This window comes from Novosphingobium sp. PY1 (genome assembly GCF_017312445.1).
GTDB lineage: Bacteria > Pseudomonadota > Alphaproteobacteria > Sphingomonadales > Sphingomonadaceae > Novosphingobium.
Window position 1 is genome coordinate 251,827 of the sequence record NZ_BLTI01000008.1, and the last position, 20,531, is coordinate 272,357.

The window sequence follows — 20,531 nt, forward strand, 5'->3', positions numbered from 1 at the left end:
AATTTCTCGATTTAGCGCCGCGCAGTGTCGGCGACGATTACAGTGGCCCTTCCTCGCAGCCCCTCGCCCTGACTTGCCAGCGCCTGCTCCTGCGTCCGGAAACATCGGGCCGCGGCGGCGAAACCTTGGTTAACCGGCGCGGGCCCCGTGCCCGGCGCGCCCTACCTGGCCATCAACCGCAAGGCCGTGAGTGTCAGGGCCTGCGAACCTGCACCCACCACCTTGTCCGCCTCCGGCGCCCAGAACGGGCTGTGCAGCGAGGGAAGCGGCGCTCCGCCGGACTTGGCGGCAGCGATCTTTTCCGGCGATGAACCTCCGACCCAGAAGATGACCGACTTGATATGGTCTTCATCGGCCCGGCGGAACTCACCGAAGTCTTCCCCGCCCATCACAGGCGGGGTGAGCAGCGCCCGGTCCTTGCCCATCTTGTCCTGCAGGTAGGAGATCGCCTGCTCGGTGAACTCGGGCGAATTGTAGGTGGATCGGGTGTAGTTCCGCTTTACCGAAACCACCGGCATCAGGTCTTCGGGGATGCCGGAAGCAATCGCTTCGCCCTCGACGATGCGCTTGATGCCGGAAAGCAGCTTCTGGCGGGTCTCGTCCGAGAAACTGCGCACGGTGAGTTCCAGCTTGGCCTGGTCGGAAATGATGTTGTGCTTGGTGCCGGCATGGAACGAACCGACCGTGACAACCACCGGGTCGAGCGGGTCGCTTTCCCGGCTCGCCAATGTCTGAAGCTTCATCACGATGGCACTGGCCAGCACGATGGGATCCCTGGTGGTATGCGGATAGGCACCGTGACCGCCCACGCCCTTTACCAGGATGTCGACCGAATCGACATTGGCAAGCGCCCAGCCCTTGGCTGCACCGACCACGCCCGAAGGCAGTTCGGGCGTATCGTGGAACGCCAGTGTGTAGTCGGGCTTCGCAAAGCGCGTGTAGAGCCCGTCTTCCAGCATCGCCGTGGCGCCGGTGCCGACTTCCTCGGCCGGTTGCCCGATCATGACCAGCGTGCCCGACCACTCGCCCTTGCGCGCTGCCATGAGCCGTGCGGTTTCGATCCAGGCGGTCATGTGCGTATCGTGGCCGCAGGCATGCATGATGCCGCTCTCCACCCCTGCGGTAGAGACACCGCGCTCCTTCGAGGCGAAAGGCAGTCCGGTCTGCTCGGTCACCGGAAGGCCGTCCATGTCGGCGCGAATCAGGACCGTCGGCCCCTCGCCGTTCTTCAGGACGGCGACGATACCCGTCTTGCCAACTTTCTCCGTCACCTCGAAACCGGCCTTGCGCGCCGCATCGGCCATGACCTTGGCGCTGCGCACTTCCTGGTAGCTGAGTTCGGGATGGGCATGGAGATCGCGGTAGATCGCCATGAGGCCGGGCATGTCCCGCGCGATCGAATCGGAAACAGGCTCCGCGGCGGCCGGCGTTACGCAAGTAGCCAGGGCGACGGAAACGAGGGGGCCGAGCGTTGCGGCCGTAAGCAGCGATTTCCTCATGAAGACAAGGCTATGGCTTGCCTGCCAAAGTCGCAAGGGTCTTGGTTGGAAGAGCCATCCGGCCGCAGTTGCGCGGTCGCCGCGCTGCATACGGCAGCGGTGGTGCCCCTGGCCCGACTCGAACGGGCACGTCTTGCGACAAACGATTTTGAGTCGTTCGCGTCTACCATTCCGCCACAGGGGCACGGGATGAGCCGGCGACGCTTAGCCGCAGGTCTTGCAGCATTCAAGTACGCAGGTGCCTTGCGCCTTAACTAATTGCGAAAAAGGGCAAGCAGCATGGCGGCCGTCACTTGCACGGCCTGCCCGCTGCTTGCCCCTTGATCGATGTCCGGGACGGATCAGGCCTTGAGCGAGGTCACCAGGATCTTGTGCAGGCGCGTGTGCAACGCATCGTTGCCGGCCAGGACCTCACTGTCGCAGATCGGCAGCGAACGGCCCTTGTAGTCGGAAACGAAGCCGCCCGCCTCGCGTACGAGCAGGCAGCCGGCCGCCGTGTCCCACGGGCTGAGATCGGATTCCCAGAACCCCTCGTAGCGGCCCGCGGCTACCCACGCGAGGTCGAGCGCGGCCGAACCGAAGCGGCGGATGCCCGCAACCTGCGGGGCAAGGCCGTGGTAGATCTTGGTCCACTCTCCGGCATCGCCCTTGTTGGCGAAGGGAATGCCCGTGGCGATCAGGCTCTCGTCGAGGTGACGACGCGAGGATACCCGCAAGCGGCGGTCGTGCAGCCAGGCGCCGCGCGACTTTTCCGCCCAGAAGCTCTCGTCGGTGATCGGCTGGTAGACGATACCGGCGGTCACTTCGCCCCAGCCCCGGCCGTCAAGGCGCGGTTCCTGCACCGCGATCGAAACCGCGAAGTGCGGCATGCCGTGCAGGAAGTTCGTGGTGCCGTCGAGCGGGTCGACGATGAAGCGCGGCTTGGTCGGGTCGCCCTCGATCTCGCCGGCTTCCTCGAACAGGAAACCCCAGTCCGGGCGCGCGGCCTTGAGCTCGTCCCAGATGGTGCGCTCGGCGGCCTGGTCGGCCTTGGACACGAAGTCCGAAGGCCCCTTGCGGCTCACCTGCAGGTGCTCGATTTCGCCGAAGTCACGGCGCAGGCGGGCGCCCGCCTTGCGGGCCGCCTTTTCCATGACGCGGATGAGACCGGAAATTGCGGCCATGTTTCTAACTACCTTGTACTTGCCGGGAAGGAATCAGTCCGCCTTGCGGACGTAGGCCTTCTCGTAGACGTCGACGACGATGCGGGTGCCGCTTTCGATGTGCGGCGGAACCATGACGCGCACGCCATTGTCGAGAACCGCCGGCTTGTAGCTCGACGAAGCGGTCTGGCCCTTCACCACGGCGTCGGCCTCGACGATGGTGGCCTCGACCTGCTCGGGAAGCTGCACGGAGATCGGGCGCTCTTCCCAAAGCTCGAGAAGAACCTGCATGCCGTCCTGCAGGAACGCCGCGGCATCGCCGAGCAGGTCTGCGGGGAGCTGGATCTGCTCGTAGCTCTCGATGTCCATGAACACCAGCTGGTCGCCTTCGGCGTAGAGGAACTGGAAGTCCTTGGTGTCGAGGCGAACCTTCTCGACCGTGTCGGCGCTGCGGAAACGCACGTTGGTCTTGCGGCCATCGATGAGGTTCTTCATCTCGACCTGCATGAAGGCACCGCCCTTGCCCGGCTGGGTGTGCTGCGTCTTCGCAACTTTCCAGATGCCGTTTTCGTATTCGAGAATGTTGCCGGGACGAATGTCGACGCCGCTGATCTTCATGGGTTGATGCCTTCGATGGGAAAGAGCCTGGTTCCGGCCCACGCGTGGCCGGGAAAGGATGCGCCCTTAGCGAAGCTCGGTCCTTGTGGCAATTGCTTCGCGCCGATGCTAGCCGGTTGCCATGAAACACGCACCCGGAATCGTCGCCGGCCTGATGGCCGCCTGCACCCTTGCTGCATGTGCGAGCGCCGAGACCCCTCCGCCCCCGGTGCCGGGCGGCCCGGTGGGCACGCTCACGCTTGGCAACTACACCTGCGAACTGCCCGGCGATGCCAGCGGCCCCAGGGGCAAGGAACTGCCCGACTATGCCTTCCGGGTGGTCAACGCCTCCAATTACAAGGCAGGCGGCGTGCGCGGCAGCTACCTCTATACCGGCGACCGGGTGGTAATGACCGGCGGCAAGTTCAAGGGGCTGAAGTTTCGCCGGGTCTCGACCGGATTCCTGCGCCAGGTCGACGATGCCGGCAAGGAAATGGAAATGCGCTGCGTCCTGACCTCGCGCGCATTCTGATCCGGCAGCGAACGGAAGTCACGAAGCCGTCAGCGTCGCCTCGTCCCAGACGAGGAAATCGACCGCCTGCGACACCAGTTCCAGGACGACACCGTCCGCGTTGGTGAACTGCGCGGGCCCGGCGGGAGACAGGCGAGCCTTGTCGCCCAGCAGGCCGAGCAGTTCGTCGCGGCGCTCCTGCGAAAGGGCGGCGCTGCGCGCCAGGATCACGCCGTGGTTGCCGAACAGATCCCTCAAGTGAAACGCCTCGGACGGGCCGAAGGCCCGGGACAAATCGCTCAGGATCTCGACGCCGAAGGGCTCCATCCGGGTAAACTGCAAGGTCACGCCCATGATCCTACCCTCCCCCGACGCGCGGCAACACGATCACTTCGCGCACATCGGCAAGTAGGCGGGTCCAGTCGGTTTCGAGCACACCATCGACTGCAAGATGCGCCCGCACCCGGGCGATCTTCGCAAATCCGGGCCCTTGCGCGTCAAGCTTCTCGATAAGCTCGAAAAGGTTCCCCGCATCGATCGACAGCCGCTCGACGCCGAAGAACTCCTTGTCGAAGGGCGGCATGATCACGATACGCAAGGGCGAGGCGCTCACTCGCGCTCAACTCTCGGCATGAAGTGCGGCATGGACCTTGTCCGGCGACATCGGCAGCGAACGCATCCGCTTGCCGGTGGCGGCGTGCACCGCATTGGCGACGGCGGCCAGGGGCGGAACGATCGGCACTTCGCCCACACCCTTAACACCGTAGGGGTGCACGGGATTGGGCACTTCGACCATAACCGTATCGATCATCGGCATGTCCGACGCGACCGGCATGCGATAGTCGAGGAATCCCGGATTCTCGAGCTTGCCTTCCCCGTTGTAGATGTAAGTCTCGTTCAGTGCCCAACCGATGCCCTGGGCAACGCCGCCCTGGATCTGGCCTTCGACATAATCGGCATGGATCGCGCGGCCGACATCCTGCACGGCGGTGTAGCGAACGATGGAGACGTGGCCCGTCTCCTGATCGACTTCGACGTCGCAGATGTGGAAGCCGAACCCCGGCAACCAGCCTTGCGCGCTCAGCGCCGAGGTCGCCGTGATCGGGCCACCCGAATGTATCGAACTGCCCGCGATTTCCCCCGCGCTCATTTTCGAACCGAGCTTTTCACCCGAGGTGCACACGGCATTGCCCTCACGCCATTCGACATCTTCGGCGGGGACCTGCCATGTGCGCGCGGCGCGTTCGCACAGGAGGCGCTTCACTTCCCTGGCGGCTTCGACCGTGGCCATGCCGGTCGCGAACGTCGTTCGGCTGCCACCGGTGACGAATGACAGGCCGATCGACGCGGTATCGGCCACGACGCAGCGAACCTGCTCGTATGGCACCTCAAGCACTTCGGCGGCCATGATAGCCATTGAGGCGCGGCTGCCGCCGATATCCGGGCTGCCGGTCGCGACAGTAAAGGTCCCATCCTCGGCAACGCTGAGATTGACAGTGGAGGGACCGCCGTAATTGCCCCAATAACCGCCGGCGATACCGCGCCCCTGGTTGGGGCCGAGCGGTGCGGACAAATGCGGATGTGCCTTTGCCGCTTCAAGGCATTGAACCCAGCCGATCTCGCCCCAGGGCAGTCCCGATGTCTGCAGGTCGCCGGGCATGGCCGCGTTCTTCATGCGCAGTTCGAGCGGATCCATGCCGAGCTTGATCGCCAGTTCGTCAATCGCGCTTTCGACCGCGAAGTTGACCTGTGGCGCACCCGGCGCGCGATAGGCCTTTGCCGCCGGGCGGTTGCACAACACCTCGATCCCCGAGACACGGGTATTGGCGATACGGTAATGTCCGATGGCGCTGGAAACGCCGGCCCCGGCATCGTTCGCAGCGAAGGCTCCGGAATGATACTTGAACGTCACCTCGGCGGCGACAAGCGTGCCGTCCGCATCTGCACCGAGGCGCACGTCGATGATGGCGCCCGGCGCGGGACCGGTGGCGCGAAAGACGTCTTCGCGGCTCATGCCAAGGCGCACCGGCCGACCCGACTTGCGTGATAGGATCATCGCCACCGGTTCAAGGTATACCGTGGTCTTGCCACCGAAACCGCCGCCGATCTCAAGCGGCGTAACGCGAATGTCCGACTGCGGGATCGCCAGCACCGATGCCGTAAGCGAACGGACCATGAAGTGGCCCTGGCTCGAACACCAGATCTGGGCTTGCCCGTCCCCGTTCCACGAAGCGACGCAGGCGTGCGGTTCGATGTAGCCCTGATGGACCGGCTCCATCGTGTAGCGCCCCTCGACGACGGCTGCAGCGCCTGACAGCGCGGCTTCGACGTCGCCCCGGCCCATGGTCACGTCCATCGCAATGTTCGATGGCTCCGATCGTCCGCTGGCCGGTTCCCGGATCAGCGGGGCATCGTCGGCCAGCGCCTCATCCAGCCCGAGGACATGCGGCAGGACCTCGTAGTCAACCGCGATCAGCGCCGCTGCCTCACGCGCGATTTCCGGTGTGATCGCCGCCACCGCCGCGACGGCATGGCCTTCGTAGAGGACTTTGTCGAAGGCGAGGCAGTTGTGCGAGATATCGACGATGTCGGACGCCCCCTCGCCCACGTGCATGACAAGCGATTCCAGCGTCGGCAGGTCCTTGCCCGTTGCCACGGCCTTGACGCCGCTCAACTTTTCGGCGGCGCGCGTATCGATCGACACGATGCGCGCATGGGGATGCGGGCTGCGCAGGATCGCGCCCCAGAGCATGCCCGGCGCCTTGAAGTCGGTCCCGTAAAGCGCCTTTCCGGTGACCTTGTCGACCCCGTCCGGGCGAACCGGGCGAGTGCCGATATGGCGGAAAGTCTCGATCTTATCGGGCGCGTTCATGCGGGCGTCCTTTCCTGGCGCAGTTCGGCCGCAGCATCCATCACCGCGCGCACGATCTTGTCGTAGCCGGTGCAGCGGCACAGGTTGCCCGCCAGCCAGTAGCGCACTTCGGTTTCGGTCGGATTCGGATTGCGATCGAGCAGCGACTTGGCCGCCACGATGAATCCGGGCGTGCAGAAACCGCACTGGAGTGCGGCATGCTCGAGGAATTTCTGCTGCACGGGATGCAGCACCGAACCTTCGGCCACGCCCTCGATCGTGGCGACGGTGCGCCCTTCGACCTCGGCTGCGAGGACAAGGCAGGAGCAGACCATTTCGCCGTCGAGCTGGACCGTGCAGGCCCCGCAGTCACCCGAACCGCACCCTTCCTTGGAGCCGGTCAGGTGAAGCGTATCGCGAAGGACGTCGAGCAGCGAGGCGCCCGGATCACAGAGAAATTGCGTGGCATCGCCGTTGATCGTGGTATTGACGTGAGTTCTGTTCATGCCTTCGCTCCTGCGCGCTGGGCGGCAATCCGCACGGTGCGTTTGGCGAGAACACCGGCCATCGCCTTGCGATAGGCCACGGTCCCGCGCTTGTCGTCGATCGGGGCACAGGCCGCCTTTACGGCCTCGACCATCGCCGACAGCGCCTCCTCGTCGAGCTTCGTGCCGACCAGCGCCGCACCGGCAGCCTCGACCAGCACTACGGTCGGCGCGACCGCGCCCAGCGCAATGCGCGCTGCAGTACAGGTGCCCTCGTCATCGATTCGAAGGTTTGCGCCGACCCCGACGACGGCAATGTCCATCTCCGTGCGCGGGATCGAGCGCAGATAGGCGTCGCCCTCAAGCGCGCCGCGAACGGGGAGGCGAAACTCGACCACGAATTCGCCGGAAGCCAGCGAAGTCCTGCCCGGAGACACGGGAATGTCCTGCACGGCGACTTCGCGCATGCCCGCAGGTCCGGCGACCACGCAGATCGCTTCGGCTGCGACAAGGGCCGGGACGCTGTCTGCAGCAGGAGAGGCATTGCACAGATTGCCCGCCATCGTCGCGCGGTTGCGGACCTGGACCGAGCCGATCAGGTTCGCTGCCTCGACGACGCCCGGCCAGGCGGCGCACAGGTCGGCATTATCCTTGAGCGCAGTGCATGGCGTTGCCGCACCGATCACGAATACCTCGCCCTCGCGCCGTACGCCGGAGAGGCTCGCAATCCGCTTGATGTCGACAACCGCGCTTGGAGCGATCCGGCCCGAGCGCATCTGGACGATGAGATCCGTTCCGCCGCCAAGCGGCCGTGCAGTAGGATCGCCGGACAGGAGTGCGACGACGCCCTCCACGGTATCGGGCGCGTGAAAGGCTGGTGACGGCATCGAACTCCCCTGCCGGTGGATCAATTCGCGCACAAAGTCGTGACCGCAAAGGCATTAGTCAACCGAGGGGCAAGAATATTGGCCTCGTCAGGACTTGGGGACGTGCTCTCTCGTCATAAAGCGAGGAGGAGATGCACGCTCAGTGTGAAACCAGTCGGCCCGTGCGCAACCCGGCGAGGATCGACCGCACCATGCTCACGACAGGATCGAACAGTATCCCCTTCAGCGAGGTGAACTGCCTGTCATCGGCATCGGCGCCGATCCCGTAGACCAGCACCTCTCCCTTGCCCGGCCGGTAAGCGGTGCCGAATATCCAGTCGAGCAAGGCCAGGTTCGTGGCGAAGTTGCGGTCCCAGTGGTGGGCCAGCTTGCTGTGATGGACCTGATGCATGTGCGGGCTGATGAAGATCCGGTCGAACGGGCCGAGGCCGATCGGCAAGTGCGAATGGCGCAAGGGATCAAGCGTCACCATGGTGATGACCTTGTTGAACAATCCCGAGTAGGCAAAGATCAGGACGACGTCCTCATCGGTCAGAAAGCAGATGACGGCCAGCGGGATCGCGATGAGGATCGCGCGCATGTTCTCCGTGAAGAGGACTTCCACCGGGCTCCCGCGCTGCGAAGTGATCGGGATCAGCGACGATGCCGAGTGATGAACCTTGTGCAGCTCCCAGAGGAAGGGCACCTTGTGGTGCAGATAGTGCAGCACGTAATCGACCAGTTCCTTCCACACGAACAGAAATACCAGAAGGAGCCCGGTGAGCGCGACTCCGGCATGAATGCGCATGTGCGCGCTCCTTTCCGGTCCCGCCATGTAATCGAGGAACTGCGTGATGATGATGGCCGAAACGACGAGCGGAATGTACCGCTGCGACACGGCCAGCAGTTTGGAAATCGTCCAGAGCACGCAGTCGTGGGCCGTGCTGCGCGACAGATAGAACTCGGGAGGGAAGCAGGTTCGCAGAAGTCCGCGGAGCGAGAAGCGATCCTGCCCGTGCAAGACGGCCGATGCGCAAATGGCCGTGCCGAAGACAAGTACAGTTACATAGGAGATCAGCAGAAAGGGCGTCTGGTCAACGATAAGCAAAGCCTGTTCGATCATGATACCGGCACCCTCGGGATCTGCGATTCTTGCTTTGACATCGCGCGCCAGACCGCCACAGCCGTGCCCGCGACTTGGCCAAATCTAATGAAGTCGACAGCAGGGCTCCATTCGCGCGATTGGTGGAGCCTGCAAGACTTATGGATTACCCCGAAGGGTGACAGGGGCCCTCCAGCGCGCCCTGTCGGTCATCGATAAATGAGGCCAAGCGAGATTCCCCGCCCGGCATGCTTGCTTCAAGCGCGACGATCAGGCCAGAACCCTTGTCGCTGCGCGGTCCGTTGCCGACCGTGGCATTGACGCTGGCGTCGGCAGGAATGTCCGGGAGGTCCTTGTTCTGCGAGGCAGACAAGTTTCATCGCGCTTAGAAAGCACGCGGCCAAACCCGATGCGAAGAGCTGTTCAGGATTTTTGCCGTCGCCGTCACCGCCCAATTCCCTGGGCGTTCCCAATTTCACCGAGAAGCTGCCGTCGTCGGTTTCAGCCTTGCCGTCGTGCGCGACGAGCGCGTCATGCGCGTGTCGCTGACCGATCAGAGCATGACGATCCTCCAAGAGGCGCGCTGCGTGCCTTTGGAAGTGAGGGAAGCCACAGGCACCCCGCCCGAACAGCTTCAACAGCTCAACGAACAGCTCAAGGCCCTGCGCAGCAAACTCGTTGCGAAACCGGGCTGATCCACGCCCGGGCGGCAGCGCGCCGAACGGGCGCGCGGCCATTACCGCAGCCTAATACACCCCGCCCTGCTCTTCGGCGAAGTCGCGAGCCTCGCTGGTGGCCGCGGCAGCATCAGCACGGGCCTGACGGGCCTCGCGGATTTCCGATACCAGCGCATCGCGGCGGCGGGTGAATTCGTCCTCGGCGGTGTACTGCCGCGGTTCGGTGTCGGGCTTGAAGGCTTCCCAGATCACCGAAGCCTTGGGCTCGTTGGTCGGCTCTACGCCCATGACCTTCTTGCCGGTCACACGATCGATGCGAACCATGCGGATGCCAGCGGGCGCGACAAAGGGCTGGTCGCTCCAGCGCGAGCGCGTGTCGAGCACAACGTCCTTGAAGATCGGCGCTGCAATCCGGCCACCCTGGGCGTAACCGCCCAGCGAACGGGGATTGTCGTAACCGACATAGACGCCGCCCACGTAGTCCTGATTGCCGCCCATGAACCACACGTCGGTCGGGCCGTTGGTGGTGCCGGTCTTGCCGAAGAGCGGCAGGTTGAGGTCGCGCAGGCGCACGGCGGTGCCACGGATGACGACGCCCTCGAGCATGTGGATCACCTGGTATGCGGTGTCCGCGTCGAGCACCTGCTTGCCCTTGCGCTTGATGCGCGGCATCGGCTTGCCGTCCCATTCGGCCATGTTGCACGTATCGCAGCGGCGCTTGTCCGCGTTCCAGATCACCTTGCCATTGCGGTCCTGCACGTAGTCGATGACAGTCGAAGGGAACTGCACGCCATTGTTGGCTAGCGCCGAATAGGCATTGGCCATGCGCGCCACCGTCGTCTCGCCCGCGCCAAGCGCGAAGGAAAGATACGGCTTGTAGTCGCCGATCCCGACATTGTGGAATGTGCGGATGACGCGCGGCATGCCGGTATCGTTCGCGATGCGCACGGTCATGAGGTTGCGCGACTGCTCAAGGCCCCAACGCATCGTGTGGCTGCCCGAACCGCCCTCGTTGCCGAAGTTGCGGAAGCACTTGTCGCCCAGCCCCGCGCCCTGGAAGACGCAGAACGTACCGTCGAGCACCTGGGTTGCCGGGGTCATCCCGTATTGCAGCGCGGTCGCATAGACGAAGGGCTTGATCGTCGAGCCCGGCTGGCGCTCGGCCTGGGTGGCGCGGTTGAACGAACCAAGCCCGGAATCGAAGCCGCCCTGCATGGCAAGAACGCGCCCGGACCAGGGCTGCTCCATGACCATGCCGCCTGAAACCTCGGGGATGGTACGTACGGCGTAAGCACCTGAAGATACGGGTTCAGCCGCGACGAAATCGCCGACCTTGGCCTTGTCAGGAATATTGGTCAGGGCGAAGGTGTTGCCATCGGAAAAACCGATCTGGCCATTGCCGTCGTCCAAGCCGAGAATGACGCCGACTTTCCAGTTCTTGTAGTCGATCGTCTTGTTCGACACGATGAGCTGGGTCTGCCAGCTGTCCATGTCCTTGATGTGGGCGATCGGGCCGGTCCAGCCGCGGTTGCCGTGATAGCTCAGCAGACCCTTGCGCAGCGCGGCGCGCACCGAATCCTGCAGCTGGGTGTCGAGCGAGGTGCGCACCCACAGGCCGCCGGCGTAGACGCTGTTGGGGCCGTCCTCGGCCTTCTCGCCATAGCGATCGATCAGGCGGCGGCGAACTTCCTCGATGAAGTAGCCATTGCCCGGGTCGTAATTGGTTCCGCGCTGGGTAACCAGGCCAAGCGGCTCGGCCTTGGCCTTCTCTGCGTCTTCCTTGCTTGCCCAGCCATTGCGGACCATCTGGTCCAGCACCCAGTTGCGCCGCTCAAGCGCGCGCTCGGCATGCTTCTTGCGGCCGTAGACTTCCGGCGCGCGCGGCAGGATCGCAAGGAAAGCCGACTGGCTGAGCGTCAGTTCATCGACGTCCTTGTCGAAATAAGCGCGCGAGGCGGCCTGCACGCCGAACGAACGACGGCCCAGCGGGATCTCGTTGAGATAGAGCTCGAGGATCTGCTGCTTGGTCAGCACGCCTTCGATGCGGCGGGCCAGCACCATTTCCTTCAGCTTGCGGGTGACCGAGTACTCGTCGCCAATCAGAATGTTCTTGGCGACCTGCTGGGTGATGGTCGAGCCGCCCTTGGCGCGCTCACCGCTGCCGTACTTGGCGATGTAGTCGACCACCGCGCCCGCAAAGCCGCCGAAATCGACGCCGCCATGGGTCCAGAACGTGCGGTCCTCCGCCGAGAGGAAGGCGTTCACCAACGGACGCGGAAAATCGACGAAGCGCAGCTGTACGCGCCGTTCGCGCGCGTAACTGTAGACGATCTCGCCATCGAGGCCGCGCACCATGGTCGGCAGCGGCGGCTGGTACTCGAGCAGCTTGTTCGCGTCCGGCAGGTCGCGCGTCAGGAAAATCCAGAAACCGATCAGACCGATCAGGCCGACGACGCACAAATAGGCGAAGCGGCGCACCCAGTTGCTGGTGCGCCATAGCTGGCGGACTACGGAGAGCCCTCCCGACGCTTCCCTGCGGATCCGGAAAGTGAAGTCTTCAGGCGGCTGCTGGCTGCCCTGCTCGTTCGTCTCGTCGGTCATTGCGCCAGCCCTCTAGCATGAGCCTTCGGCGATATGCCAGATATCACGCGCCTAGAGCGCCGCTTTCCTGGCGAAAAAGGCACGGATCGCCCGTGACGTGGCGCCGGCGATCGTGCGCTGCCCCTGTTTCGAGCCGAGGAACTGCGCATCGTCCACATTGTTGATGTATCCGGTTTCGAGCAGGATCGAGGGAATGTCGGGCGCCTTGAGCACGGCCAGCGCAGCGGTTTCGACATGGTCGCGATGCAGGCCGACATGAGCCTCCTGCAATTCGCGCAGCAGGAGTCCGGCAATTTCGCTCGAACTGGCCTGGGTATCGCGCTGCGACAGGTCGAGGAGGATCTTGCCGACATCGGAATCGATCCCGGATAGCGGCACGCCGTTCACCTTTATCGAGGTACTGTCGGTCGCGGCAAAGCGGCGGGCTGCCTCGCCGGAGCCCTTTTCAGACAAGACGTAGACGCTCGCCCCGCGCGCGGTGTCGTTTTCGGCGCTGTCGGCATGGATCGAAACGAACAGGTCAGCACCCAGGCGCCGGGCAATATCGGGCCGGTCGGCAAGGGCGATAAAACGGTCGTTGTCTCGCGTAAGCGCCACGCGCACGCCGCCGCCTTCCAGAAGACGGTCCCGCACGGCCAGCGCGATCTGCAGGGCGACACTCTTTTCCTTGAGCGCCCCCTGCCCCGCGCCCGGATCGAAGCCGCCATGTCCGGCATCGATCACCACCAGCGGACGGCTGGCATCGGGCGGTCCTTCGACCCTGGGCAGGTCGACCGGGGTATCGATGGCGGGCATGTCGAAGCGGATTACATGGTGCCGGGCGCCGAAGGGGCGCTCCAGTTCGCGGTGGATCACATAAGCCGCCAGCGCCAGCGAGAGCGGCACGGACAGGAACACAATCAGGCGAACGACCCGCGACATGGCCGAGTGACTAAGTGCCGGGCCGCGCCTCGACAATCCTTTGCCTGCGCACTTCCCACGGAATTCGGAAAGAAATCCGTAACCATGCCAGTGTCAGATATCTGTCAGGCAAGTAACTTGCCGTGCAAGGCCATGAATGCTAGGCCAAACCGACCCGGGGCGAGAATGCTTCGGTCCTTGCAATCCGGACAAGCGCCACGAAATGGTGCCGGACAGGACCGACAGCGACGAAGCTCCGGCCGTCAAAGCCGGAAATTGTTCCGGATCCTAACAGGTTGACGCGAGACATGAGAAGCCAATTGCCGCCTTGCCAGCCGACGCCCCCGAGGGCGTGGGCGGTCTGGTCGCAATTCAACGCGTGTACGATTTCGCCACGCGGCCTTCCTCTCGCAGACACGCTCACCGCTTTCGAAGCGGATGTAACGATAGCCGCAAACGGGGCGCTGGATTGCCCCGACTTCATTCTTACCCACGCCCGGAAACCGAAGAGCCACGCCGAGATCGGCCACGCCTTCGGCAACGCATCGGGCTATTTCGAACAGAATCGCGCCACCTCGGCTGATCCGGCCGGGACGAGGCGCGCTTGGAGATCACATAATGGCAACGCGCATGCTCATCGATGCGCGCCACCCGGAAGAAACGCGGGTGGCCGTACTCAAGGGAAATCGCATTGAAGAGTTCGATTTCGAATCGACCGAACGCAAGCAGATAAAAGGCAACATCTACCTCGCGAAGGTGACCCGTGTGGAACCTTCGCTGCAGGCTGCCTTCGTCGACTTCGGAGGAAACCGTCACGGCTTCCTCGCCTTCAGCGAAATTCATCCCGACTACTACCAGATTCCGAAGGAAGACCGCGAAGCGCTTCTGGCCGAAGAAGCGGCCCATGCCGAAGAAGAAGCCGCCCTGCGCGCCCGTGACGGCGACGATGAGGACGACGATGAAAACGGCAACGACGGCGAAGACTTCGACGACGGCGGCCTGACCGAAGTCGACACATCCGAAAAGGACGAAGTCGCCACCATCGAGGATGGCAACGTCGAGAACGGCTTCGACCACGGCAGCGAGGAAGAAGGCGAAACGTCGGAAGACGAGCACGGCGGTTCGCGCCGTCGCGGTCGCCGCCGCCAGGGCAAGGGCCGTTCGAAGGAAGCCGACGAACTGCGCGCCAAGCGCATCGCCCTGCGCCGCCGCTACAAGATCCAGGACGTCATCCACCGGCGCCAGGTCCTGCTGGTGCAGGTCGTCAAGGAAGAGCGCGGCAACAAGGGCGCGGCGCTGACCACGTACCTCAGCCTTGCTGGCCGTTACTGCGTGCTCATGCCGAACTCGAGCCACGGCGGCGGCATCAGCCGCAAGATCAGCTCGGCCTCGGACCGCAAGCGCCTCAAGTCGATCATTGCAGAGCTTGAGCTGCCGCGTTCGATGGGCTGCATCGTGCGCACCGCCGGCCTCCAGCGCACCAAGACCGAGATCAAGCGCGACTTCGACTATCTCGCCCGTCTCTGGGACGAACTGCGCGAAAAGACGCTCGGCTCGGCCGCTCCCTCGCTGATCCATTCGGACAGCGACCTCGTGAAGCGCGCGATCCGCGACATCTACAATCGCGAGATCGAGGAAGTCGTGGTCGAGGGCGAGGAAGGCTACCGCGCCGCCAAGGACTTCATGAAACTGCTCATGCCCAGCCATGCGCGGCGGGTGAAGCCCTATTCCGACCCGGTTCCGCTGTTCCAGCGCTATGGCGCCGAAGACCAGCTTACCGCGATGTACGACCCTGTCGTGCAGCTTCGCTCGGGCGGCTACATCGTCATCAACCCGACCGAAGCGCTCGTTTCGATCGACATCAACTCGGGCCGCGCCACCAAGGAGCACGGTATCGAGCAGACGGCGGTCGCCACCAATCTCGAAGCGGCCCAGGAAATCGCCCGTCAGCTGCGCCTGCGCGACATGGCCGGACTTGTCGTGATCGACTTCATCGACATGGAGTACGGCTCCAACGTCCGCAAGGTCGAGAAGGCGATGAAAGACGCGCTCAAGAACGACCGGGCACGCATCCAGGTCGGTCGCATCTCCAGCTTCGGCCTGATGGAAATGAGCCGCCAGCGCCTGCGCACCGGCGTTCTGGAAGCGACCACCCGCTCCTGCCCGCATTGCGACGGTACCGGCCTCGTGCGTACCGCCAGCTCGGCAGGTCTCTCGGCGCTGCGCCTGATCGAGGACGAAGCGGCCAAGGGCAAGGGCGTGGTCGTCTCGCTCTTCGCGTCGACCGAAGCGGCAGTCTACCTGCTCAATGCCAAGCGCACCGACCTGGCCGACATCGAGGCTCGCTACGGCGTGGCAGTCGAAGTCATTCCGGAAGGTGAGAACGAAGGCGCCAAGATGCGCGTCATCTCGTCGGGTCCGCGCAACGAATTCGTGCCCCGCTTCGAGCCGATTGCCGTCGAGGTCGAGGATGACGACATCCCTGAGGATGACGAGGACGAGATCGAGCGCGAGGACGCCGAAGCCCGCTCCGAGGGCGAAGGCCGCCGCAAGCGTCGCCGTCGCCGTCGCGGTCGCAATCGCGACCGTCGTGACGAGCAGTCAGGCGACGAAAGCGCCGAAACCGAAGCCTCCGAGAGCGCCGAAAACGACAACGAGGGCGAAGAAACCTTCGCCGGCGGTGACGATGAGGAAGGCGATGCGCCCCGCAAGCGCCGCCGCCGTGGCGGTCGCCGCAGGCGCGGACGGCGCGGCGACGAGGCAGGCGAGCAGACCGAGGGTGAAGCCGGCGACGACAGCCAGGGTTCGCACGAGGACGCAGACGTTGCCGAAGCTCCTGCCGAAGCCGAAGCTCCGATCGAGGCCACTCCGGTAGCCGAGGCCGAGCCTGAGGTTGAGGAGGCTCCCAAGCCGAAGAAGCGCACGCGCCGCAAGAAGGCCGAGCCCAAGCCCGAAGCAGCCGAAGCCGCAGTTGAGGAAGCGCCTGAAGCAGTCGCTGCCGAAGCTCCGGCCGAGGAAACTCCGGTTGCCGAGGAAGCGCCGGCCAAGCCCAAGCGCACCCGCCGCAAGAAGGCCGAGCCCAAGCTCGAAGCCGAAGCCGAAGCGGCCGAGGCTCCCGCTGAGGATGCCCCTGCTGCTGAGGAAGCGCCGGCCAAGCCCAAGCGCACCCGCCGCAAGAAGGCCGAGCCCAAGCTCGAAGCCGAAGCCGAAGCGGCCGAGGCTCCCGCAGAGGACGCCCCTGCCGCCGAGGAAGCGCCGGCAAAGCCCAAGCGCACGCGCCGCAAGAAGGCCGAGCCCAAGCCCGCCGAGGAAGCAGAGCCGGTCGCAGTTGAGGCCGCTGCGCCTGAAGCGGCGCCCGTCGAAGCCGCCCCTGTTGGCGAGGAAGTGACTGCGGACGCATCGTCAGGTGACGAAGCAGCCAATGACGAGAGCGCCGAGCGCCCGCGTCGAGGCTGGTGGCAGCGCACGTTCGGCGAATAAGCCCAACCGACAGAAAAAGCCCCGCAGCGCCATTGCGTGCTGCGGGGCTTTTTCTTTTTTGCGGGTCCGTGGACCGACCCAGCTATGCCATCAGAACGGGATCGACTGACCGTCCCACGCAAAAAACCCGCCGCTATCGGCAGGTCCGAGTCCATCGATGACGGTCAGCAGACTTTGCGCAGCCTGCGCGGCATCGGTTACCTGGCCATCGGGCAGATTACGCTGATAGGGACGTGAAAGCGGCGTATCCACGGTGCCGGGATGGAGCGAAACGATCACGCTTTGGCGGTGGGTGCGCCCCAGTTCGATAGCGAAATTGCGGATCAGCATGTTCAGTGCCGCCTTCGAGGCCCGATAGCTGTGCCATCCGCCCAGGCGATTGTCCGCAATCGAACCCACTCTCGCTGAAATGGCCGCAAAGACACTGCGCTTGTCCCTTGGGAGCAGCGGCAGCACATGGCGCGCAACCATGGCCGGGGCAATCGTATTGAGCGCGAAGAGCTGCGCCATCCTTGCCTGGTCCAGTTTTCGATAAGACCGTTCGGGCCCTGCCCCGTCGGCAAAGTCGAGCGCCCCGCTGGCAACGATCACGAGGTCAGGCGGCCCTTCCCGCTCCATCCGGTGTGCAGCCTCGGCAATTGCGCCTTCGTCGGTCACATCACAGGCAAGAGGGACGTTCTTGCCGCCAAGCGCCAGGGACTTTCGACTGGCGGCATAGACCCGCTCGACATCGCTACGCGCGGCGAGCGCTTCGACGAGCGCCGAACCGATTCCGCCGCCGGCACCGAAGATACAGGCGCATGTCATCTGAATCGCTCCTTGCTCATTCCTGCGCAAACCGCCTGATCATGCCATCGTCTACGCCGCGGGTTCGCTGCGGTTCCCGGCATGGAAGCGGACCGGCCAAGGTTCGGCATCCCGTCCTCAAAGCATGGCGAAAGGCCCTCATCAGCAGGGAAACTGCCGCGATTCGCGTAAATAAGCCATCATCCTGATGACAAATAGGATGGGCGACCTCACGCTCCGGGATGCCCCAAACCCGCCCATGCACGCGAGATCATGAACATTTAATATTTTATTTCAATAGTTTAGTGAAAAATAAGTACCGGCCATTACCGCCTTCAGGCCACCTACCCAAACAGCAGGACCTGTCATTCTGGCCCCTTGCCCCGGGCTGCTGAATCGCTAGAGGGGTCTGCAGAAGCGGTTCATGCCGCAATGCGAGATCACGGGGATTCTTTCATGGCGACCTTCACCCTCCCGGCCAACAGCAAGATCAAGAAGCAGGGCAACGTCCACAAGGCGGAAGGCGCCACGCGCGTGAAGAAATTCACCGTCTATCGCTACGATCCGGATTCGGGCGAAAACCCGCGTTACGACACGTTCGAAATCGATCTCGACAACTGCGGCCCGATGGTCCTCGACGCGCTCATCAAGATGAAGAGCGAACAGGATCCTTCGCTGACCTTCCGCCGCTCTTGCCGCGAAGGCATCTGCGGTTCGTGCGCGATGAACATGAACGGCTCGAACGGTCTTGCCTGCACCACGGCAATCGAGGACCTCAAGGGCGACATCCGCATCACTCCGTTGCCGCACATGGAAGTGATCAAGGACCTCGTTCCCGACTTCACCCACTTCTACGCACAGTACGCCTCGATCCGGCCCTGGCTGCAGACCGTCTCGACCACGCCTTCGGGCAAGGAGCGCCTGCAGAGCCCCGAGCAGCGTGAAAAGCTGGACGGCCTCTACGAGTGCATCCTGTGCGCCTGCTGCTCGACGTCGTGCCCGAGCTACTGGTGGAACTCCGACAAGTTTCTCGGCCCGGCAATCCTGCTCCAGGCCTATCGCTGGCTCGCCGACAGCCGCGACGAGATGACCGGCGAGCGTCTGGACGAACTGGAAGATCCCTTCCGCCTCTACCGCTGCCACACGATCATGAACTGCGCCAACGTGTGCCCCAAGGGCCTCTCGCCGGCGCGCGCCATCGCCGAAATCAAAAAGATGCAGGCGGAGCGCCAGGTCTGATCCTCGCGGTCTGAGCCGAGGTGGAACCTACCAGCGCATTCATCCACGAGCCCGATCCGGAAAATCCGGGCTGGCATACGTGGGACATGGCCGACCAGGATCGCTTCAACCCTGTCGTGATGGGCAAGATGCTTTTGCGACAGGAAGGCGACCGGGCGGCGCGGCTGCGCATGCTCAACACCACGACCAGGCATGCAAACCTGCACGGCGCGCTCCACGGCGCCGTGATCCTCGGGCTGATCGATATTTCCCTGTTCGCAACCGTTCACCAGGTGGTCGGCGGCAATGCCGCTGCCTCCGTAACGCTGGACCTGTCCACGCAGTTCGTGGGCAGCGGACGCCTCGGTGCCCCGCTGGATGCGATCTGCGAAGTCATGAAGGAAACCGGCCGCCTGTTCTTCCTTCGCGGAAATCTTGAACAGGAAGGCGAACTGATCGCTTCCTACATGGGCACCTTACGGAAACCGTCTGCGCGATGACCGGCATGCTGAACCGTTACGAGGCGCTCGTCGCCACGGGCGAACTCCGTGTCGACCCGGAGCAGGCAGCGGCTGCCGAACGCCTCGATCGCCTCCAGCGAGAGATGTACAAGGCACGCTCGTCCACGGGCCTGATCGGACGCCTGCTCGGCAAGAAGCCCCTGCCCCCGCGCGGTGTGTATATGTGGGGCGGCGTCGGCCGCGGAAAGTCGATGCTGATGGACCTGTTCCACCAGACGCTCGACATTACCGAGAAAAAGCGCGTCCACTTCCATGCCTTCATGCTCGATGTGCACGCCCTGCTGCGCGACGAACGAAAGAATGAAACCGGCGATCCGATCCCGCCGGTCGCAGCCCAGATCGCACGCAACGTCCAGTGCCTCGCCTTCGACGAGATGGTCGTCAACAATTCCGCCGACGCCATGATCATGAGCCGCCTGTTTACGCATCTGATCGTGAACGAAGGCGTGACGATCGTCACCACGTCCAACCGGGCCCCATCTCAGCTCTACAAGGACGGCCTGAACCGCGAACACTTCCTGCCCTTCATCGATCTGATCGAGCAGGAACTGGACGTGATGACGTTGAATGGCCCCACCGACTATCGGCTGGCCCGTCTGGGCGGCATGCCGACCTGGCACATGCCGCTCGGTGAACCGACTACGCAGCAGGCACGCGAGGCCTTCTATCGCCTGACGGACTATCCGCCCGAAGATGCCGAGCACGTGCCTTCGACCGAGATCGACGTCGGCGGCGGTCGCACTCTTTTCGTGCCCAAGAGCCTGAAGGGTGTCGGCGTGTTCAGTTTCAAGCGGCTGTGCAGCGAAGCACGCGGCGCGTCCGACTATCTTGCCATTGCCCGCGCCTATCACACGGTGATCGTCGTCGGCATCCCGAAAATGGGGCCGGACCGTCGCAACGAAGCCGCACGGTTCGTGACGCTGATCGATGCGCTGTATGAAAACAAGGTCAAGCTGATCGTCGCTGCCGACGCCGCTCCCGAGGAGCTTTACGAAGCCGGCTCCGGCCGCTTCGAATTCGAGCGCACGGTCAGCCGTCTTAACGAAATGCAGAGCGCAGATTATCTTGCGCTCGGCCATGGCGAAAGCTGAATTCGTTAACGAATTCGACCGTTCGACCTCTTCAATTCGTTAATGATTCCCGAATCGGGACGCAAGTGAGTCGCAAGGATCGGGTCATCAGCCAGGTCCTGCGAGCATCGCGCGAGACGCGCCCAACCAGAGCCCAAATATCAAAAGCGCCCTGAGCCAACGCGGCCAGAGCGCTTCATCACGGATTTAAATATATCCGTTAAA

General features: G+C 63.9%; 18 protein-coding genes and 1 tRNA gene. 5 read left to right on the forward strand and 14 right to left on the reverse strand.

What is annotated here, in order from left to right:
• Nucleotides 1-161: 161 nt before the first annotated feature.
• From J3474_RS12580 to efp, 4 genes are all read right to left on the reverse strand, one after another.
• A complete protein-coding gene (locus J3474_RS12580; RefSeq protein ID WP_207094431.1) occupies nt 162-1,499 on the reverse strand; it encodes an amidohydrolase in 1,338 nt (445 codons plus the stop codon).
• Nucleotides 1,500-1,599: 100 nt separating this feature from the next.
• Nucleotides 1,600-1,683, reverse strand: a tRNA-Leu gene (locus J3474_RS12585).
• A gap of 157 nt (nt 1,684-1,840) precedes the next feature.
• Nucleotides 1,841-2,662 carry an inositol monophosphatase family protein gene (locus J3474_RS12590; RefSeq protein ID WP_007011092.1) on the reverse strand — a complete coding sequence of 274 codons (822 nt, stop codon included), beginning with the start codon at nt 2,660-2,662 and terminating at the stop codon, nt 1,841-1,843.
• 33 nt (nt 2,663-2,695) lie between these two features.
• Nucleotides 2,696-3,259 carry an elongation factor P gene (efp, locus tag J3474_RS12595; protein ID WP_013833341.1) on the reverse strand — a complete coding sequence of 188 codons (564 nt, stop codon included), beginning with the start codon at nt 3,257-3,259 and terminating at the stop codon, nt 2,696-2,698.
• A 121-nt stretch (nt 3,260-3,380) separates the two neighbouring features.
• On the opposite strand from efp, the gene J3474_RS12600 reads away from it, so the two are divergent.
• Entirely contained in the window at nt 3,381-3,770 is a 390-nt protein-coding gene (locus tag J3474_RS12600; protein ID WP_041558946.1) for a hypothetical protein, read from the forward strand.
• 18 nt (nt 3,771-3,788) lie between these two features.
• On the opposite strand, the gene J3474_RS12605 is transcribed toward J3474_RS12600, so the two are convergent.
• The 9 genes from J3474_RS12605 to J3474_RS12645 all read right to left on the reverse strand — a co-directional run bounded on the left by J3474_RS12605 (nt 3,789) and on the right by J3474_RS12645 (nt 13,252).
• A complete protein-coding gene (locus tag J3474_RS12605) occupies nt 3,789-4,103 on the reverse strand; it encodes a hypothetical protein (RefSeq protein ID WP_207094432.1) in 315 nt (104 codons plus the stop codon).
• A 4-nt stretch (nt 4,104-4,107) separates the two neighbouring features.
• A complete protein-coding gene (locus tag J3474_RS12610) occupies nt 4,108-4,362 on the reverse strand; it encodes a MoaD/ThiS family protein (RefSeq protein ID WP_207094433.1) in 255 nt (84 codons plus the stop codon).
• Nucleotides 4,363-4,368: 6 nt separating this feature from the next.
• Nucleotides 4,369-6,621, reverse strand: coding sequence for a xanthine dehydrogenase family protein molybdopterin-binding subunit (locus J3474_RS12615; protein ID WP_207094434.1), 2,253 nt, complete (start codon nt 6,619-6,621; stop codon nt 4,369-4,371).
• Nucleotides 6,618-7,106 carry a (2Fe-2S)-binding protein gene (locus J3474_RS12620; RefSeq protein ID WP_207094435.1) on the reverse strand — a complete coding sequence of 163 codons (489 nt, stop codon included), beginning with the start codon at nt 7,104-7,106 and terminating at the stop codon, nt 6,618-6,620. Before J3474_RS12620 ends, J3474_RS12615 begins: the two co-directional genes overlap by 4 nt.
• Nucleotides 7,103-7,972, reverse strand: a complete 870-nt coding sequence (locus J3474_RS12625) for a xanthine dehydrogenase family protein subunit M (protein ID WP_207094436.1) — start codon at nt 7,970-7,972, stop codon at nt 7,103-7,105. The genes J3474_RS12620 and J3474_RS12625 overlap by 4 nt, the downstream gene beginning before the upstream one ends.
• 139 nt (nt 7,973-8,111) lie before the next feature.
• Entirely contained in the window at nt 8,112-9,074 is a 963-nt protein-coding gene (locus J3474_RS12630; protein WP_207094437.1) for a sterol desaturase family protein, read from the reverse strand.
• A 236-nt stretch (nt 9,075-9,310) separates the two neighbouring features.
• Nucleotides 9,311-9,790 (reverse strand): hypothetical protein, encoded by a 480-nt coding sequence (locus tag J3474_RS23030; protein WP_242528389.1) that lies wholly within the window; start codon nt 9,788-9,790, stop codon nt 9,311-9,313.
• Between the two features lie 9 nt (nt 9,791-9,799).
• The gene (locus J3474_RS12640) at nt 9,800-12,331 is read right to left on the reverse strand and encodes a penicillin-binding protein 1A (protein ID WP_207094438.1); all 2,532 of its coding nucleotides are present in this window, start codon (nt 12,329-12,331) and stop codon (nt 9,800-9,802) included.
• A gap of 51 nt (nt 12,332-12,382) precedes the next feature.
• A complete protein-coding gene (locus J3474_RS12645; RefSeq protein ID WP_207094439.1) occupies nt 12,383-13,252 on the reverse strand; it encodes an N-acetylmuramoyl-L-alanine amidase in 870 nt (289 codons plus the stop codon).
• 597 nt (nt 13,253-13,849) lie between these two features.
• Here J3474_RS12645 and J3474_RS12650 point away from each other — a divergent pair.
• Nucleotides 13,850-16,711 carry a ribonuclease E/G gene (locus tag J3474_RS12650; RefSeq protein WP_207094440.1) on the forward strand — a complete coding sequence of 954 codons (2,862 nt, stop codon included), beginning with the start codon at nt 13,850-13,852 and terminating at the stop codon, nt 16,709-16,711.
• Between the two features lie 90 nt (nt 16,712-16,801).
• Here the strand turns inward: J3474_RS12650 and J3474_RS12655 are convergent, their stop codons facing one another.
• Nucleotides 16,802-17,518 carry an SDR family NAD(P)-dependent oxidoreductase gene (locus J3474_RS12655; protein WP_207094441.1) on the reverse strand — a complete coding sequence of 239 codons (717 nt, stop codon included), beginning with the start codon at nt 17,516-17,518 and terminating at the stop codon, nt 16,802-16,804.
• A gap of 435 nt (nt 17,519-17,953) precedes the next feature.
• On the opposite strand from J3474_RS12655, the gene J3474_RS12660 reads away from it, so the two are divergent.
• From J3474_RS12660 to zapE, 3 genes are read left to right on the forward strand one after another with little or no spacing between them, the layout of a single operon-like run.
• Nucleotides 17,954-18,736, forward strand: coding sequence for a succinate dehydrogenase iron-sulfur subunit (locus tag J3474_RS12660; RefSeq protein WP_007011108.1), 783 nt, complete (start codon nt 17,954-17,956; stop codon nt 18,734-18,736).
• A gap of 20 nt (nt 18,737-18,756) precedes the next feature.
• Nucleotides 18,757-19,215, forward strand: coding sequence for a PaaI family thioesterase (locus J3474_RS12665; RefSeq protein ID WP_013833329.1), 459 nt, complete (start codon nt 18,757-18,759; stop codon nt 19,213-19,215).
• A complete protein-coding gene (gene zapE, locus J3474_RS12670; protein WP_007011110.1) occupies nt 19,212-20,327 on the forward strand; it encodes a cell division protein ZapE in 1,116 nt (371 codons plus the stop codon). The genes J3474_RS12665 and zapE overlap by 4 nt, the downstream gene beginning before the upstream one ends.
• Nucleotides 20,328-20,531: the final 204 nt, after the last annotated feature.

What these genes read in the sequence shown, in the direction of transcription:
- J3474_RS23030 (WP_242528389.1), bottom strand. Translation starts at nt 9,790, where the DNA reads ATGGCCGCGCGCCCGTTCGGCGCGCTGCCGCCCGGGCGTGGATCAGCC.
- J3474_RS12630 (WP_207094437.1), bottom strand. Translation starts at nt 9,074, where the DNA reads ATGATCGAACAGGCTTTGCTTATCGTTGACCAGACGCCCTTTCTGCTG.
- J3474_RS12620 (WP_207094435.1), bottom strand. Translation starts at nt 7,106, where the DNA reads ATGAACAGAACTCACGTCAATACCACGATCAACGGCGATGCCACGCAA.
- J3474_RS12615 (WP_207094434.1), bottom strand. Translation starts at nt 6,621, where the DNA reads ATGAACGCGCCCGATAAGATCGAGACTTTCCGCCATATCGGCACTCGC.
- J3474_RS12650 (WP_207094440.1), top strand. Translation starts at nt 13,850, where the DNA reads ATGGCAACGCGCATGCTCATCGATGCGCGCCACCCGGAAGAAACGCGG.
- J3474_RS12645 (WP_207094439.1), bottom strand. Translation starts at nt 13,252, where the DNA reads ATGTCGCGGGTCGTTCGCCTGATTGTGTTCCTGTCCGTGCCGCTCTCG.
- J3474_RS12660 (WP_007011108.1), top strand. Translation starts at nt 17,954, where the DNA reads ATGGCGACCTTCACCCTCCCGGCCAACAGCAAGATCAAGAAGCAGGGC.
- J3474_RS12580 (WP_207094431.1), bottom strand. Translation starts at nt 1,499, where the DNA reads ATGAGGAAATCGCTGCTTACGGCCGCAACGCTCGGCCCCCTCGTTTCC.
- J3474_RS12655 (WP_207094441.1), bottom strand. Translation starts at nt 17,518, where the DNA reads ATGACATGCGCCTGTATCTTCGGTGCCGGCGGCGGAATCGGTTCGGCG.
- efp (WP_013833341.1), bottom strand. Translation starts at nt 3,259, where the DNA reads ATGAAGATCAGCGGCGTCGACATTCGTCCCGGCAACATTCTCGAATAC.
- J3474_RS12590 (WP_007011092.1), bottom strand. Translation starts at nt 2,662, where the DNA reads ATGGCCGCAATTTCCGGTCTCATCCGCGTCATGGAAAAGGCGGCCCGC.
- J3474_RS12605 (WP_207094432.1), bottom strand. Translation starts at nt 4,103, where the DNA reads ATGGGCGTGACCTTGCAGTTTACCCGGATGGAGCCCTTCGGCGTCGAG.
- J3474_RS12640 (WP_207094438.1), bottom strand. Translation starts at nt 12,331, where the DNA reads ATGACCGACGAGACGAACGAGCAGGGCAGCCAGCAGCCGCCTGAAGAC.
- zapE (WP_007011110.1), top strand. Translation starts at nt 19,212, where the DNA reads ATGACCGGCATGCTGAACCGTTACGAGGCGCTCGTCGCCACGGGCGAA.
- J3474_RS12625 (WP_207094436.1), bottom strand. Translation starts at nt 7,972, where the DNA reads ATGCCGTCACCAGCCTTTCACGCGCCCGATACCGTGGAGGGCGTCGTC.
- J3474_RS12600 (WP_041558946.1), top strand. Translation starts at nt 3,381, where the DNA reads ATGAAACACGCACCCGGAATCGTCGCCGGCCTGATGGCCGCCTGCACC.